This is a genomic window from Stenotrophomonas sp. TWI809 (genome assembly GCF_039673205.1).
In the GTDB taxonomy this organism is placed as follows: domain Bacteria; phylum Pseudomonadota; class Gammaproteobacteria; order Xanthomonadales; family Xanthomonadaceae; genus Stenotrophomonas.
The window spans coordinates 227,942-244,956 of the sequence record NZ_JBDJLE010000002.1 but is presented as its reverse complement, the minus strand read 5'-3'; the positions used below and the strand labels follow the sequence as shown (position 1 = coordinate 244,956).

8 protein-coding genes are annotated in these 17,015 nt (G+C 58.6%); 7 read left to right on the top strand and 1 reads right to left on the bottom strand.

The window, feature by feature from the left end:
- Positions 1–14: 14 nt before the first annotated feature.
- The gene (locus ABE472_RS02760; RefSeq protein ID WP_346465389.1) at positions 15–3,587 is read right to left on the bottom strand and encodes a transporter substrate-binding domain-containing protein; all 3,573 of its coding nucleotides are present in this window, start codon (positions 3,585–3,587) and stop codon (positions 15–17) included.
- A gap of 74 nt (positions 3,588–3,661) precedes the next feature.
- Here ABE472_RS02760 and ABE472_RS02755 point away from each other — a divergent pair, with 74 nt between their 5' ends.
- From ABE472_RS02755 to ABE472_RS02725, 7 genes are all read left to right on the top strand, one after another.
- On the top strand, positions 3,662–4,300 hold the full coding sequence (locus ABE472_RS02755) for a response regulator transcription factor (protein WP_313212641.1): 639 nt from the start codon (positions 3,662–3,664) through the stop codon (positions 4,298–4,300).
- Positions 4,301–4,903: 603 nt separating this feature from the next.
- Positions 4,904–5,683 carry a hypothetical protein gene (locus ABE472_RS02750; protein WP_346465387.1) on the top strand — a complete coding sequence of 260 codons (780 nt, stop codon included), beginning with the start codon at positions 4,904–4,906 and terminating at the stop codon, positions 5,681–5,683.
- The gene (locus ABE472_RS02745) at positions 5,676–8,984 is read left to right on the top strand and encodes a DEAD/DEAH box helicase (RefSeq protein ID WP_346465385.1); all 3,309 of its coding nucleotides are present in this window, start codon (positions 5,676–5,678) and stop codon (positions 8,982–8,984) included. Before ABE472_RS02750 ends, ABE472_RS02745 begins: the two co-directional genes overlap by 8 nt.
- A 252-nt stretch (positions 8,985–9,236) precedes the next feature.
- Positions 9,237–9,689, top strand: coding sequence for a hypothetical protein (locus tag ABE472_RS02740; RefSeq protein ID WP_346465383.1), 453 nt, complete (start codon positions 9,237–9,239; stop codon positions 9,687–9,689).
- A 798-nt stretch (positions 9,690–10,487) separates the two neighbouring features.
- Positions 10,488–12,881: a hypothetical protein gene (locus ABE472_RS02735; protein ID WP_346465381.1), complete on the top strand. Its 2,394-nt coding sequence runs from the start codon at positions 10,488–10,490 to the stop codon at positions 12,879–12,881.
- Entirely contained in the window at positions 12,871–13,926 is a 1,056-nt protein-coding gene (locus tag ABE472_RS02730) for a hypothetical protein (protein WP_346465379.1), read from the top strand. Before ABE472_RS02735 ends, ABE472_RS02730 begins: the two co-directional genes overlap by 11 nt.
- Before the next feature lie 2,161 nt (positions 13,927–16,087).
- On the top strand, positions 16,088–16,750 hold the full coding sequence (locus tag ABE472_RS02725) for a response regulator transcription factor (RefSeq protein ID WP_346465377.1): 663 nt from the start codon (positions 16,088–16,090) through the stop codon (positions 16,748–16,750).
- Positions 16,751–17,015: the final 265 nt, after the last annotated feature.

The following is a 17,015-nucleotide window of genomic DNA, read 5'->3' as shown; positions in this document are numbered from 1 at the left end:
CGGCAGGGCGCCGGTCAGGACGCCTGCAGCTGCACCAGATAAGCGCGCAACGCCGCATCGAATGCGCTGACCGCCTCGGCGTGCGCCGCCACGCCTTCGTCGTCGACGCGTTCCATCAGGCTGCGCGCCTGTAGCGCCAGCGCATCGGCCCCCAGCGTTGCCACGGCCCCCACCAGCCGGTGCAGCACATTCACCAGCGCGGGCCCGGCCTGCGCATCCAGGGCTGCCTGCAGCTTCACCAGATCCTCGGCCGAGGCCGTGCACAGGCTCTCGATCAGCACGCCAGCCACGTGCTCCGAACCAAACCGGCGCACGAGCGCGGCCCGGTCCGGCGGCGCGTCATCCGTACCCGATGCCTGCACCGCGCCGGACGGCGGGCGATCCCCGTCCGGCAGCCACTGCACCAGTGCCTGGCGCAAGGCGCCCAGTGCGACCGGCTTGGCCAGCAGATCGTCCATGCCGGCCTCGCGGCAGCGCTGCAGATCGTCCTCCATCGCGCTGGCGGTCAGCGCGATCACCGGCAGCCGGGCGCTGCCGCGGTCGCGCTCCTGCTCGCGGATGCGGCGGGTCATGGCATAGCCGTCCATGACCGGCATCCGGCAGTCGGTAAGGACCAGGTCGAAACGGGTACGCGCCAGCAGCGCCAGTGCCTGTTCGCCGTTCTCGGCCAGCACGTGTGGCAGGCCCAGCTGTTGCATGCGCCACCCCATCAGCGCCTGGTTGGTGGGATGGTCCTCCACGATCAGGATGCGCCGCTGCTGCACTGCGGCCGGCAACGGCACCGCCTGCGTGTGTTCTTCCGCGGCGCCGGGCTGTTCGTCCACCGGCACCACCGGTACGGTCAGCAGCACCTCCACGCGCGTGCCCTCACCGGGCACGCTGTGCAGCGTCAGCGTGCCATGCATCATCGCCACCAGGCGCTGGCAGATGCTCAGCCCCAGCCCGGTGCCACCGTACTGGCGGCTGGTCGCCGCGTCGGCCTGTACGAACGGCGCGAACAGCCGTTCGCGCTGCTCGGGCGAAATGCCGATGCCTGTATCGCGAACGGTCAGGCGCAGCCGCTGCGCGCCGTCGGCCTCAGCGTCGAGCACCGCCAGCGCGATGCCGACCTCGCCGGCACGCGTGAACTTGATGGCATTGCTGAGCAGGTTGAATGCGATCTGCCGCAGGCGCATGCCATCGATCAGGTGCATGGCCGCGAGCGCGTCGTCGATCTGGATCTGCAGGTCCAGTCCCTTGGCCACCGCCTGTGGGGCAAGCAGCTGCTGCACATTGCCAAGCAATGCGCGCAGCGCGACCGGATGCGGTTGCAGCGACAGCGCGCCGGCCTCGATCTTGGAGTAGTCCAGCAGGTCATCGAGGATCTGCCGCAGCATCTGCGCCGAGTCCTCGATCACGCTGATGATGCGGCGCTGCTCGCCATCCAGCGAGGTATGCGAGAGCACCTCCACCATGCCCAGCACGCCGGACATCGGCGTGCGGATCTCGTGGCTCATCGTGGCCAGGAATTCGGATTTGGCGGCGGTGGCGCGCTCGGCGGCCGCCTTGGCCAGCGCCAGCGCGTCGGCCTGGGCGCGCGCATCGGTCACATCGATCCAATAGCCGCTCCACAGCAGCACCCCGTCCTCGGCGTCGTAGGGCAGCGCGCGCGAACGTACCCAGCGCAGCATGCCACTTGGGCGGGTACGGAATTCCATGTCCAACGGGGCGAAGTCACGCGCGGCGCTTTCCATGGCCTGGCGCACACTGGCGCGATCACGCTCGTCGATGCGCGCCATCAGCGCGCTTTCATCGGCCATCGCCTCGGCCGCGGTGAGCCCGAACAGCGCTTCGGTGTCACCGGCGATATACGGCAGCGACAGCCGGCCATCCCGTTCGCGACGGCCCTGGTAGACGATCGCCGGCAGGTTGTCGGTGACGTCGGCCAGGCGCTGCTCGGCACGGCGGCGCATCGTCACTTCACGGCGCAGGCGCCAGTGGCCCCACCCATGGACGAGCAGTGCGGTCAGCAGCACCAGGGCCAGCGGCACCGCCCAGCGCGCGATCCTGCGCCAGTCCAGATCGCTGCGGTACTCGGCCGACAACCAGTCGCTGCGGATCGCTTCGTGCTCGCGCGCGCTCATGTTCAACAGCAGGCGGTCGAATGTGGTGGCCAGCGGCGCATACTGGCGTTTGACCGCCAACGACAGGCGATCGCTGAATCCCGCCGGCGCTGCCACCTGCAGCTGCGCGGGATAGTGATCACGCACGATCCGATCGATGACGGCCAGGTTGCCGATGTAGGCATCGGCGTCTCCCTTGGCCAGCCGTGCCAGCGCCAGTTCGGCGCTGCGCGCGGGCACGATGCGCGCATTGGGGGCCTGCTGCAGGACATACCCGCGCAACCGCTCCGGATCGGACAGCAGGATGCTGCGGCCATCCAGATCGGGCACGCCCAGCACCGATGCACTGCCACTGGCTGTCACCACGACGTTGGGAACGGTGATGAAGGGCTGGCTGAACACCCAGCCGTCGCCCAGGTAGTTCGAATCGTTGGGGATGCCCATGATCGCGTCGACCTCGCCACGGCGCAGCTGCTCGCGCACATCGAACCAGTCGTGCGCCGGCACCCGCGTGAGCTGCGCCCCCACCGTGCGCAGCAGGCGCAGGTACTCGGCCGAGACACCGCTGGGCCGGTCGGCACTGTCGATGAAGGCCAGCGGTGCCGCGTTCGGCGCGAAAGCAAGGCGCAGCGGCGTTTCCAGGACACGCCGCTCCGCGCTGCCCAGGATCACCTGCGACTGCACCGACCATCGCGGCGTCGGGAGCCAGCGCCGTTCCAGGCGCTCGCGCTCGCTCTCGGCGAGCGCGGCCAGGCCCATGTCCAGCGCTTCAGCCAAGGGCTGCTTGGCGTTGGGCACACCGAAATGCAGCCGCTCCGGTGGCAGGTCGCTGGGGCGCAGCAGGCTGACATCGGTCAGCCGTCGCTCGGCGATCAGGGTCGTGGCCACATAAGCGTTGCCGATGTAGACATCGGCCTCGCCCCTGCCGACCATGGCCAATGCGGCGGCGGTGCTGGCCGCGGTCACGCGCCGGGCTTCGGGAAAGCGCGCGCGCACTTCGTCGCTGGTGACGAACTCGCGCTCGGTGACCACGCGCAGGCCGCGCAGGTCAGGATCAGACGATGCCCGGGTTTCGCCGGGGCGGCCCACCAGCGCCAGTGGCGCATGGGCATAGGGGCGGGTGTAGACCATGCAGCGCGTGCGATCAGCGGTGAGGGTGATGTTCATCACCACATCGACTTCGCCCCGACATGCCGCCTCCAGGACGTCGGTCCAGTCGCGATACATCCGCACCTGCACCTGCACCCCCAACTGCCGGGTCAGCAGGCTGAGATAATCGTAGCCGAGGCCGACCGGCGTGCCGTCGCGCATGGACTCGAATGGCGGCCAGCCGCTGTCGTACATACCCAGGATGATGGTAGGGTGCCTGTCAAGCCACTCGCTCTGGTGGGCGGGCAAGGGAGGCGATGAAGCAGCGGATGCCTGCATGCCCATCGCCATCGCGAGCACGAACAGAACCAGCCAGCGAACGACGTGGGTACGCATGCTGCCTGATCTCCGTAGAATGACGTTCCCATCCCGGCACGGCCCGACGGCTGCCTCACAGGCAATACTAGTCCATGACCCTGCGCATTATCATTGCCGATGACCATCCAGTCGTACGGATCGGCACGAAGGCCGTGATCGAATCCAGCGGCGTTGGCCAGGTGGTGGCCGAGGCCAGCACCGTGGCCGAGCTGATGACCGCACTGGGCGACCACGAGTGCGATGTCCTGGTCACCGACTACTCCATGCCCGGCGGCGCGCAGGCCGATGGCTTCGCGATGATCGCCATGATCCGCCGTCGTTTTCCCGAGCTGCCGGTGCTGATGCTCAGCGTGTCCAACAATCTGGCGATCCTGCGCATGGTCGTCGCTACCGGCGTGCTGGGGCTGGTCGACAAGACCTCGTCGATGGACGAACTGCCGCTGGCGATCCAGACGGTGCAGCGTGGCATGTCCTACGTCAGCCTGTCGCTGAAGGAACGCATTGACGCAATCGGCACGGAGAGTGTCGAGGAAGGCGAAGCCCGTCCCCTGTCACCGCGCGAAGTGGAAGTGCTGCGTCTGCTCGGCAGCGGCATGACGGTCAAAGAGATCGCCATCCATCTGCACAAGAGCGTGAGCACCATCAGCCGCCAGAAAGGCGATGCGATGTTGAAGCTCGGTCTGAAAGGCGACGCCGAGTTGTTCGATTACCTGCGCGACGGCGAACGCTGATCCCAGACGCCCGATAGCGGGCGCGTTTCTCATTTTTCTGCGCCGGCGATGCACCGTCATCGTCGCGATGCAGTGCGCGCGTGCATAGCAGATAGCCATCTCCCCATAGTTTGGACGCCACCTAGAGCAATAGTTGCGACGTTTCGGAGAGATTTATGCACTGACTATGCTCACAGCTGAGTACATAGCTTGGCACACGACTCCATAGGCCATTGATTTTAAAGGCGATTGACGCATAGTTCGTGCATCCGGCAGCAAATGCACAGACTATGCGCAGATGACAGATAGCCACCGCCCAATCGAGGTCGCTGTCTGATGCTGGGAGTTGGGAAGTTTGATGAAGTCGCCCAAGGATTGCGGGACGTGCTAGATGGTTGCGAACCGTCCAAATATCGATCTATTTGGCACCCAAAGGGTAAGCGTGAAGGGCCGCTCCATTCAATCGATTGATTCACAAGACTTTTTTCGACATCCGGCGGGTCCCCTCTGTAAGGCTAGTAACACAGTCACCAGATTGCTACAGGGCGTGCATCACTGTGAGTGTGTGGTATACGTCTTGTGAAGAAGCTATAGACACGGAAGCTGAATTGGGGGCAGCTGGAGATGGCAATTGAAACGAGACCGTATACCGTGGCTTCGCTCTGCGACGGCAATGAGTGGTCAGTCCCGGATGCAGACCTCTTGGCAGTTCAGATTGCCATGGTCGCCTTAGGTCAAGCGGATCATTTGGCAGAGATCCTAAAGGCCTCCGGAGTTCCGCAAGTGGAAGCAGACGGTATCGCCAGATCGGAAGCCATTAAACTCGTCACGGCCAGCGCAGATAACCCTTACCACCGCGATGGCTGGTTGTTCCAAGTCATGTCGTGGATATGCGCGCATCGCCTCAATGCAAACTCAGCTATCCGAACACCACACATGATTCTTGCCCACAAAGGGCTGGACGGCCTGCAAGTTGAGGCAGGTGAGAATGGAATTAGCCATGTCGTAATCTTCGAGGACAAGGCGACAGATAATCCCCGGGATGTGATCCGTGATGAGGTCTGGCCAGAATTTCGCGAACTGGAGTCTGGGTCCCGTCAGAACATGATTGCTGCAGAAGTGGTTTCCCTACTCAAGAGTTCTGGCTATCCAAACGCCACCGATGCAGTTAAGAGCATCATCTGGAGAGAAGCCAGGGTGTTCAAGGCATCCATCACGGTTGGAGACTATCATGCATCGCCGCGAGGTCTGAGTTCACTCTTTATGGACTATGACGAAGTTGTCAAAGGCGACATGAGCCGACGTAGAGGGGACATCTTTCATGTCGCCGACCTGCGAGGATGGATGCAGGAGCTAGCCGAGAAAGTAGTCGCCATTCTTGATTCCGGGGTGAAGAGTGTTTGATCGAGAGACCCTGGATCTAATAGCATCCGCCCCCAGCCTTCAGGGGCTTGAGTCCCGGGATTTGGCGAAGGAGCTAACCGCTGCTTACACAAGGATCGTTGCCGCACGAATAAGGCTTCGTAGTGGTGAAGAGGCTGATCACGGCATCGACAGCCTAATTGACGAGATGCGAAGGCTTGCATTCGTACAAGAGTCGCTGGTTTCTCTGGCCCCAGAGTCTGATATCAGGAGGTCAGCGGCGTTTGTCGCAGGGACCGCGCATCATGTGGTTTTTCAAGCAGAGGCACTCTCTGCTGAAGCATCTGCCAGCTGGGAGCTTAGGCTGGACGCGATACCGGCGGGCATTTCCTCTTCGCTGCTGTTTCTAATTGCGCAGTCTCATGCGGACGCGGTGGAAATGACGAAGACGATGGCTCCGCCTGAAAGCTCCGGGAGTGTAAGTTCGTCGCTCATCGACGCACTTCGACGCCTCATCAGAGGCGATCTTGCGACAGTGGCTACCGGTAGCAACTCGACAAGCAGTTGGATGGAGAGCCCTTCGCCTAGCATTGGCCTGGGTGCCACTGCTCTCTACGGCATGATACTTGACGGGGTCAGACTTCTTTCGAGCGAGCTGATGGGAAGGCCGGAGCCGGTCAGGAGCAGCAATGAGATTTTTTCACGTGTGGCCGAGCTATCCATTCGAAAAACAGAATCGACCAATCTCTCCAACCGGCCTGTAGTCTCTGAAAGTACTTACCCAGGGCCATTTCATCTGGCATCTTTGCTCTTGGCGGCAGGAACAGAACTCCGAGCGTCCTCGCTCGTATCGATCAAGCCGCCATCAGGAGTTCCAGAAGACAGGTGGCGCGAGAAAATGGGGTTGATTGCAGGTAGTAGACCCTATCTCTGGAAGAACCATCTACAGGCAGTTAGTAGAGGTTATCTTGATAATGGAGTTTCATCCGTAGTCAGCTTCCCAACCGGCGCAGGCAAATCCACTCTATCTGAGCTAAAGATCGCAAGTACGCTGCTGGCGAATCGGAAGGTGGTGTTCCTTGCGCCCACGCTTGCTTTGGTAGATCAGGTCGCCCGTTCTTTGGGGGCGGCTTTCCCATCTGGAGAAATTCAGAAGGAACGGAGTTCAGATTCTGTTGAAGACATCGTCAACGAGGGACTTCCTGAAATTTCAGTGATGACCCCTGAGCGTTGCTTGGCACTCCTCGGATACGAGCCCGCCGCGTTCGCTGAAGTTGGTCTTCTGACGTTCGACGAATTCCACCTCATCCACTCTGCCGGAGTTGGCCGTGACAGGAGATCCATCGATGCAATGGTTTGTCTACTGAACTTCACGCTTGCGGCTCCTTCTGCAGATCTTCTGTTGATGTCCGCAATGGTCAGCAATGCTTCGCAAGTGGCAGCATGGGTTGAAAACCTAACCAGCAGGCCATGCCTTGCACTGGATTTGAACTGGAAGCCCACTCGGCAGGTACGCGGTGTCGTGCTTTACCAAGCTGCCGAGGTCGCGTCGAGCCAGGCTGTGTTAGCTGCTGCAGCGAGGGCCAGAAGGACGGCGGCGCCTCCTGTCTCAGTAAGACGCCAATTGCAGGTTAAACCCTACGGCTTTATGGGCCTTCAGCAAACGTGGATGACCAACCATATAAGTGATTACCTCCTCGTTCCGCTGCTAGACCGAAATGTCAAGCTGGGTGCGGCGGGCACACGCACGTCGGACTGGTACCTTACCCCGAACTCCACCGAAGTTGCGGCAGAAATTGCCATCGGTGCAGCCACACGTTCTGCAAGCGAGACCTTGAAGACGCTGGTCTTTACCCAAACCATCCTTTGGGCAGCCAGTATCGCGAGGAAGGTTTCAGATGCGCTCCCAGTACGAACGATTTCACTGAACCAGTCTGAGCGGCAAAATTTTGACGCGGCACTCACCGAGCTGGGCGAACGTAGTGCTCTGTATGCTGACGTTGGCGACGGACACGATCTGAGAAGTCGGGCCCTTACGCATCATGGCCTGTTACTTCCGCAGGAGAGGGCCCTTCACGAATCACTTTACAGGCGGCCCGATGGGGTTGATGTCGTCGTAGCGACCTCAACCCTAGCACAAGGGATGAATCTACCAAGCCAAGTCGTGATCATATCCAGTGATCAGAGATTCGACGCCGACTCGGAGCGAATGGGGACTCTGGAGGCTCATGAGCTGCTGAATGCAGCGGGCAGGGCCGGGCGGGCGGGGGAAAATTCATTTGGCTTCGTCCTAGTTATCCCTGGTAGGGTTATGCGTTTCGACGGTGAGTCCAACACTATCAGTCGTTACTGGAATCAGCTTAGGGAGGTGTTCTCTCAAAGCGACCAGTGTTTGGCAGTTGAGGATCCGCTTGCTCGAGTGCTTGACCGGATGCATGCATCCACAGACGAGTTGGATGAAACCGCCCGATACATGCTTCGACGACTCCCGATTTCCTTTGATCGCGAGTCTTCTAGATCTGCCGTTCGCGAGTACCTTGGAAGAACGATGGGAGCCTTCTCAGCAAGTGCCCAAGGAGGCCAAGACTGGGTGGACGTAAGCTCCGAGGTAGTAGCTAGGTTCCGAGACGAATTCGGGGCTGAGCAGAATCCAGACTGGATAGACAAGTTGGCGGCTTCAACGGGAGTTGAGCCCACTGTCATCAGGGGCTTGGAGGCTCGTATGCAGAGGAACTGCCCAGGTGATTTCGCCAATGTGAGAGAGTGGACCGAATGGGTCTTTGACTGGCTTGCAGAAGACCCCTCTCTGGTCCCGCAGCTAGTGAGGAAGGGAAATCTTGAAGGCCTCTTTGAAAGAGACTACGCGCGATTTAGCTCAGACCGAGAAAAAGGGCAGTGGGCTATACCCCGGCTTCAAGAGTTGTTGCTCATGTGGATGGAGGGTAGGTCATTTGTAGAGATGGAAGTTTCGCAGGCCATCGGAGCTAGTAGTGCTGGCAAATGTAAATGCTCGCGGATATTTGCCTTGAGGGTAGTTCCCGACCTTTCATTCATCTTTGGCCTTCCGGAGCAGTTAATCAGAGCTAGGCGGAGGACTGCCAATGACGATGGCGAGTCCGCGGCAAGTGCTTCGAAGCTCTCTGCCTGCGTCAAAGAGGGCTACGCAGAGGTTGAACTTCTTGCACTGTCTTATGTAAAAAATCTTTCTATGGTCCGTCGTGCGGTTCATGAACTCTGGACCGATGTTGAGCGAATCGCACTGTCGCCAATACATCCTGAAAGGTGGGCTGAGACACTGGCTCGAGTGCGGTCGGCCCATCAGGTATACGAAGAGCTGAGGTAGTCATGAGAGGTGCAGCAGACATGCTCTCGTCTCGCTCCCGTGGCGACATCACTCTTGCCTGTCTACCCCAACAGTTTCACCGTAACTGACGGGGGGCTGGTGTGACATCCAACCTATTCTCACTGTTGTTGAAGTCGAGTTGACCGCGCGCCTTTGGCTCAGCTCGTGCCAAGTGCTCTCGATCAATGCCCCCATTTCGGCTTCTTTCATTCACAAGTGAACAAGGGAGCAAGTGTGAGCCGGCTTCAAGTAATGCTTGCCACCTACGTGCTTCTCACCGCCTGCGGACGCCACGGCGACTACAACGATTACGAAGCTGATGCAGAGGTGGCAGCTGCCGCGGCAGAGGATGCAACGCAAGCGACATACGAAGAGTACGGGGCCGACAGTGAAGGTACGGGGGCTGATCTCAGCAGTGTTGATCCTTACGCCATAGAAGACAGCGGCAACTATACTTGCACGCAAGATTGCTCAGGTCATGAAGCCGGCTTTGCGTGGGCACAGGCAAACGACATCTCTGACACGTCGGAGTGTGGCGGCAACTCTCAGCCCTTCATCGAAGGATGCGAAGCCTTCGTCGAGAATCGCCAGGAGTACGCCGATAAACAAGCACAGGAAGCCGCTTTGCAAGCGGCTGAGGCTGCCGGCAATGAAGCTGAGGAGTACGAAGACGATCGCGGGCACCTGATCGACGGGCGCTATTAGCGCAAGCGTTGGCTAGCTCGCTATCTGGCCAATCGCTAGTACTCATCCATAGGACTGAGCCGCCCAAGCTTCTGTGGACACCTAGCACACGTAATGGACTGGCCCCACCACTTCTCGCCGGCAGGGAAGCTGTCCGCGCAATCTGCAAAGTAAGGCCACAAAAGGCGCCATCCCGAAGGCGTCGGCTGTTACGCGTAAGCCTTTGATTTGATGGAGCCCATAACCATTTATGGCTCCTAATGGCCTGCCGAACCCAGATCGCTTGCAACGGACCGTGGATTCCGTATGTTTCGGTGGCATGAGCACCCTTTCACTACCAAGAGCAGCACTTCAATCCCAGTCCGAGGATGAACTGCTAGGGACGATCGTGGATGAGTTTGGACTCTACGTACGTATTGCCGATGCTTGGCAGGCCCTGGGCTTCCGCAGTCTCGAGGCAGCAAGGCGTGCCGCCGTCCAAGGCCGCCTAGGCGTTGACGTGGTGCATATGCCCGGCCGTCGAGGTCGCGTAGTCCCTTCACAAGCCCTCGCCCGCTGGCTCTTCGTGGCCTCAAGAAGCAGGACCCAATAACCTGCTCGCCCTCATTTCCGCAGCGACCGTACAGGAGAGCACCCATGCGATGAGCTGAGTTCAACCACTAGGGTAGAAACAACAAACCCCGGCTTGCAGGCCGGGGCTTGTGTGCAGCTAGCGTTTGGATCCGCTGAGCTGAATCTACCCCCGTCCCGTACTTCTTTCAAGTACCCGCGCGGCCGGGAGGGTGAGGTATTGCCCTCGCCCAGCCAAGGGAGGCCTAGATGACGCCAGATGAACTGCAAAACCACCTAAGAACCTTGGATCTTTCTTTAGAAGACCGGGCATTCGCGTTTGACCTGTACGGCCATGGTGCCGGGCGAACCGTCGGCGCCTATGCACTAGACAATGTGATTGTCGATTTCAGTTCCAAGAAGTGTCGCGCAATACGCCGGCTCGAAAGCCACACAGTTGAGCAGACATATGCCTTAGAGCTTGAGCTGGACCCCGACGTAATTTCGTATGTCTGCCAAGTCAGGTGTCACGGCATACGACGAGGACGCCACATAAGCACCGCACACGCAGATTTCTTCGTGATTCGGAGGTCGAATGTTGAGGTGGTCGAGTGCAAGTCGATCACCAAGCTTGATTCGCTGGTTAAGAAGAAGCCAGATGAGTGGATTCGGGATGGCAGCCATTACCGTAACCTGGCGTATGAGCGATGGGCGGAGTCGCATGGAATTACGTACGTCGTGCGGGCCACCTCCCCATACAACAGCCGCTACCTCCGGAACCTGCAGTTCATCTATCAGAGCTGGGATGAGGAGCTATCACTCGCCCGCCGCGAGGGATTCATAGAAGTCCAGAAGCGACTCACCGCAGGGCCTAAAAGCATCTCAACGTTGATGGTAGAGATAGCTTGGTTCAATGCCGGAATTGCCGCCGCCCTGCTCGCCGATAAGCTTCTTTTCGGCCCGATAGAACATGTGCCTCTCATAGACGTACGGAACTTCTACCTTAGCCTTAATCCGGAACAGGCGCTGGCCATCGGTGTGGAGTTCAGTAAAGGCATCGACGCTCTCTATCTGGACGCGAGCGATCCAATGTCACTCGCCAGTTCAACCGACGTGGAAAAAGCGGTTGCAAGACTCAAGAAGCTCGACCGAGTCATCGCAAGTGGAGAGCCCTTGCCTCGCCGCATGCGGGCTCTGGAAAGGAAAGTTAGGGCCGCACGCGCGGAGGGGCGAAATCCGCTGCAAGAAGCGCTTACCAAATATGCAAACTCCGGGAACAGGTCAAGCCGCCTCACGTCCACCCAAACGGAGGTTCTCAACAAAACAATCAAGTCCCACTGGCTAGGTGGCTTGGTGACGAGCAAGTCTGATCTACATCGAGAGCTCGTCGGCCAGTGTGAAAAGCTCGGCATAGTTGCGCCCGGTTATAAGGCGCTCCTAAGCCGAGTGAAGAACACGTCCCGAGCGGTTCGCGATCTTGCGGTTGGCGGAAAGCGTCGATATCAGGCAAATAAGCCTCGCTCTGACGCGCGCGTAAGATCGGGATCCGCACTGGCCGTACATTCCGTGCTTCACGTTGATGCGACAAAGATCGACCACAGAACATTCATCCAAGGACAAGAAGGCATGGAGGACCAGTGCCCGCTGCTCTATTGCGGACGCGACGAAGCTTCTGGACACGTCATGGCGCACGCGTTTGTCTTCGGTCCAGCCAGGCGGGATGGAATTCTCATACTCTTGCGGAACTATGTTCGAAAGCACCAGAAGCTCCCTCATTCAATACTGATCGATCGGGGCTCTGACCTAAAGTCCGTCCGATGTGAGGTCTGCCAGATACCTGGAGTAACATTTCTTACGGCGCCGACTGGCGGAAGCCGATATAACTCTGAGTGCGAGACCATCCAAGGCCAGATCAATGCGATGGTGAGTCATCGGTTGATCGGCAGCACGAAGCCCGATCAGGCCGGAAGAAGCGTCGACGGAAAGTTCAAGAGCCGCTCGACCGCTCGAATGGAGTTCTCGACCACCGAGTCCGAGATCAATGAGCTCCTGTACGGCCTGCTCCCACGGCTCCCTGGCGCAGATCACTGCGGATCTGGTGAGCGCATGGAAGAACTCATCCGCTTGGCACCTAACTCAGGCCTCCCCATCGTCTTGAACGACGACCTGCTTTTCCGCACCGCTGTGAAGCTTAAGTCAACGTCTTATGAGACAACGCGCGGATTCCGCTTCTGCGGAAGAAACTACACAAATTCAGAACTCTGTAGCCGCCTAGCCTCTGAGAAGATTCTGGAGGCGCGTCGGGACCCAGAAGATACAACATTCGTATGGATTCAGACGACCGCCAGGCGCTACAAAGCGTGGTGTTCTGAGGTTACCAAGATCGGCCACTACACGCCTGAAGATCGATTGTTCGAGGCAATGTGGGATCAGTTCCTTCGCCCGGAAACGGTGATTAGGAAGGAAGACATCCAAAGGCAGAACTACGAAAGGACCAGCGCGGCTAATGCAAGACAGCGCTCTTTGGATGCAGAGCAAAGGAAGGGTGAGAACAGTGCGCCTCCTCTTAGGAAATCAAAGCCGCTCAAAGCGGATGGCGGTCTGAAGATTGACTTCAGTGCTCTTCCTGACCTGGTCACCGAAGGTAGTCGCGATGAGCATTGAGTTTCCGTTGGTCAATCTGCTCTGTAACGAGTCACTTCCCTTCATTCCACACGAACGGTTCGTGACAGCTGAGCGCGAGATGCTTGGCTCCATTGCACGCGCGAGGCCCGGGGAGTTCGTATGGCTTGTTGCCCCGTCGTGGTCAGGCAAGAGTGAGCTGCGACGTCGTCTTATGCCATCGCTTGCAGGCCGACCTAAGCACTGGCCTATCGGCAGCATCCCCTTGATCTCAGTAAGAGCTGTCCTGAACCAAGGCGACAAGTTCAACCCCAAGGATTTTGCCTTGAGGCTCCATCAGGAGATCACAGAACCTGAGATAGGTTGGCTAGAGCCTGACTCCCATCTTGGCAGTCCCCACAGGTTTGACGAGTCTGCTGAAGAACGCGCGTCCTCTCATTTCTGGCAAGACGTTCGATCGCGTCGAGCGGAGAGAGAGCTCCGACTCTCCTTTGAAAGAATGGCGAAGGTTCGCGGCCTAAAGTACATAGTCATCGACGAAGTCGCAAATATCTGTCGAGTCACAAGGACGCAGAGTGCTCGCAACTACATGCTTGGAATCATGGCCCTCATCGAGGAGATCGGCTGCGCGGCGGTCATGTTCGGTACGCATGAGGCCTCTCCCCTCTATGAAGATGCTCAGGAAATCTTCAACCGCTCGGACATCGTCTACATGCGACCGTACAACCTGAAGATGCAGCAGGACCTAGTAGGCTACGCGACGTTGGTAAAGGCAATCGGCGCAGGCTTTCCGTTATCCCATCCCACTCTGCTTCAGGACAACCTGGAGCTGGTTGCATTGAATGGAGGAGGAATATTCGGCCCAACTGTAAGATATCTCCGACGTGCAAATGAGCTGAGGTGCAGAGCTGGATGCTCGAAGCTGACTTCTGACCACCTCAAATCGGCTTCAGGCACACCAAAGAACCACAGCTCGTTCTGGCGAGACATCGATCATTTCAATCGTCTTGCGAGCTCAAAGCCTACAACGTCACTAGCCGACTACTTGAACATTGAGCCTAGCGCTGACGGTGCGGCCGGCGCATGACAGTTCACATTCCAAACTGGACGAAGCTTCCACCCCTAAAGCTCATTGGGGCTGGGACCTCCGGCACTGAGTCCCTCAGTAGCTACTGCCTGCGACTAACGACCCTGTGCGCAGTTCCTTGGTCATCGTTTATCGCTCTTCTCGATGCTGCATCAGGGTCTGAGCCAGGCACTTACAACGATTGCTCGAGGCTATCCGGCTCCGGTCCTGTAGTGCGCAGGCGAGCGAAAGCGCTGGAACGATTAACCGGTCAGTCACTTCTAGGGGGAACGCTCCTAGGAATCGGTGAGCTTGTCTCAGGGAAGTCAGCGACGCTTTGCAAGGGTGCATCGTGGTGTCCAAGATGTCTAGTCGATAGCGTCCAGGAAGATGATTTTCCATATTCGCGTTTGATCTGGCGCTTCGCTGCGTACTCTCACTGTGCCACGCACGGAGCGAGAATTGAAAACACCTGTCCACACTGCGGCAGTTCTGGGTTCAGAGCTGTGAACATCTTAGTGTGTCCAGGATGCAAGGGCTCACTCACCGTCGGCGCACGCTTCGATCCTCCAAACCGTGCTGAGAAATGGACAAACCACTGCGTCGAAGAGCTAATCCAATGGACCGCCGATGACCCCGCTCGGGTTCTGGAAAGATCCAGGCTGTTAGCGTTTGTCCAAGCCGTGGACGATGTTGGCGAGGCCAAGAACCAACGTTACCGGCCACTCAAGACGCATAGAGAGGATTTCGTTCGCTACATGGTATGGCGCGACGCCAATGTTCCGACATTGAGATTGCGACCAAACATTGGGCGAGTAGACTTGGGGGACCTTCTCAGGGCGGCAGCGAGACAGTGTGTCTCTGTGCTGGACATGTTGCTCAGACCAGCAGAGTGCGCATCTGCGCTGCTGCCAGGGGTTCACTATTCCGTCGACATCCCACTTGGACGCGCAAATCTTCCCGATGCGTGGATAGCATTCTCCAAGACAATCGAGGCGTTGATTTCAGACACGGCTTGCCTCCTGCCCTCAATGCAGGAGTTGGCTCGCACTTGCGGGATTCGTGGCTACGACAGCAAATGTTTTCCCGGTCAGGTTGCCCGCTATTCCGCCCAGCTGCGCATGCAACGTACGCTGTATCGGGACGTTCCACCCCATCGCGTGAATGCTGCCTTTCATCAGTCCGTGCGACAGCTTAAGGAGGGCCTCACACCGCAGCAGGTGCATGGAGCGATTCAACGATCGTTGCCGGCGAACAGTGCGACTACCCGGCAGATTGTTCGATCAGCATCTATCGTGTATCAGTCCATGTTTCTCCTACGTACGCCATGAGGAGCGAAGGTAGTGAAGGAGATTGCGGGTGACTTCGCTTTTCAGCCCGAGTGTGGGGGCATCGACTTGAATCGAGCGTTCTGCGTCCTTATCGCTCCAAGTGACTTTCAGATATGGCTTGCGTCCTCGCGTCCGCTTTCGGCCAGAAGCAGAAGCCGCTTATAGAAGGACGTCCGTCGTCATCGTCGACTTAAAGTGATTGCGCAGCTGCATTTCCTGGGAGTGAGATGTCGTCCCATGCCTGTATCCGGCTCTGGATTCAGTCGCGCGACGCAAACTCAGTATGACTGTTTACCAGCAACAGTAGTGTTGCAGGCCAAGGTCTACGCCAGCGAAGACCGAACGGCTCTGACATGGAAGGGCTGGCGACGGGGCGAAGCGCTTCACCGGCTCGCATGTGTCAGGGACTTTTCCAGCCGCCTTCTGTTGGGAAGCCACCCCATTGAAATAGTAACGCTGCTCTGGACGGGGCAAGTCCCGCAGGAAGCCGGACAGCAAAATGCAGCGAGGACTGCTTGACGGCGTCTCCTTGATCTTTCATGCGGGCCAATCTGTCCATGGGGAAGGCGCTGGAAGTGGCCACCTCTGCGCCACATCGCCACATCGCCACATCGCCACATCGCCACATCACCTTATTCGCGCACGCCTGTCACATCTGAAGCGTGCAAGCATCACAGAACGAGACATCTGTTCCGTGAGCACGGCTGGAAGTTGCCGCCCGATGGATTAAATCACAAGGCCCTCACCCGCTCCGTAGCCAATATCCAGATTCCTGAGCAAGGATAAGCCGCGCCTTCGAAGTGGCATTTATCCATGCAATCCCGAACACCATTGTCGAAGGAGTGAAATGCATGGATCTCGCTCTCCTTGAGAAACCCCGCTGTCGGGGTAGAAGTGTGGTGCTGGCAGATGACCACACTTTGGTGGCCCAGGGGATCGAGCGGCTGCTGATGAATTCCTTTGAATCAATTGTGTTGGTATCCGACGGGGAAAAGCTGATCGAGACGGTCGAGCGCGACCCGCCAGACGTGGTGGTCGCAGACATTAGCATGCCCGGCATTAGCGGAATCGACGCAATGAAAGAGATTCTGGAGCGAGGCTGCAGAGTTCCCTTCGTGTTCCTGACCATGCACGATGAGCCGTCTCTGGCTGCCGGGGCCATCCGCGCGGGGGCACGGGGCTTCGTGCTCAAGAGCGCCGCCGGAGAGGAACTGATCTTTGCCATTAAAGAGGTCTTGAACGGAAATACATATGTATCGGCAAGCGTTGCCGCGCAGGCCATCATTCATGGATCCACGACGCAATACATCCCGACAGATAAGCAGCTGCGTGTGCTCGAGCTTCTAGCGCTCGGGCTTCGTGCCAAGCAGATTGCGCATAAATTGGGACTCTCGGTCCGAACGGTCGAATCACACAAATACGCGATGATGCAAGAGCTGGGTGTGCACGGGACTATTGAGCTCGTGCGTAAAGCCGAGGCTCTCGGGGTAGTTTTTCTTCGGACCGAAGGGTAGAACGTCGTGGATCAGATCGACGAAAAATAGCTCGGACCAGCTAGGCCACCGAGCTTAACCCTTGGCACCAGTAAAAATACTGAGCGGAACACAGTGAATACGCTCTTGCCAACCCTGCGGCAGGGAGAACAGAGTGGAGATACACCCTCTCATGCGCCTCGCGGGAAAGAGCCGCACTGGTGTCGCCAGCATCGGCTGCGCTTGCGAGCAACAATTTTCATCACCATACCCCGCCTACTCGAGCCCATTTCCATGCGCCCAATGC

Excerpts from the sequence above, each read along its gene's own strand:
- ABE472_RS02760 (WP_346465389.1), bottom strand. The coding sequence starts at position 3,587 with ATGCGTACCCACGTCGTTCGCTGGCTGGTTCTGTTCGTGCTCGCGATG.
- ABE472_RS02755 (WP_313212641.1), top strand. The coding sequence starts at position 3,662 with ATGACCCTGCGCATTATCATTGCCGATGACCATCCAGTCGTACGGATC.
- ABE472_RS02750 (WP_346465387.1), top strand. The coding sequence starts at position 4,904 with ATGGCAATTGAAACGAGACCGTATACCGTGGCTTCGCTCTGCGACGGC.
- ABE472_RS02740 (WP_346465383.1), top strand. The coding sequence starts at position 9,237 with ATGCTTGCCACCTACGTGCTTCTCACCGCCTGCGGACGCCACGGCGAC.
- ABE472_RS02735 (WP_346465381.1), top strand. The coding sequence starts at position 10,488 with ATGACGCCAGATGAACTGCAAAACCACCTAAGAACCTTGGATCTTTCT.
- ABE472_RS02730 (WP_346465379.1), top strand. The coding sequence starts at position 12,871 with ATGAGCATTGAGTTTCCGTTGGTCAATCTGCTCTGTAACGAGTCACTT.
- ABE472_RS02725 (WP_346465377.1), top strand. The coding sequence starts at position 16,088 with ATGGATCTCGCTCTCCTTGAGAAACCCCGCTGTCGGGGTAGAAGTGTG.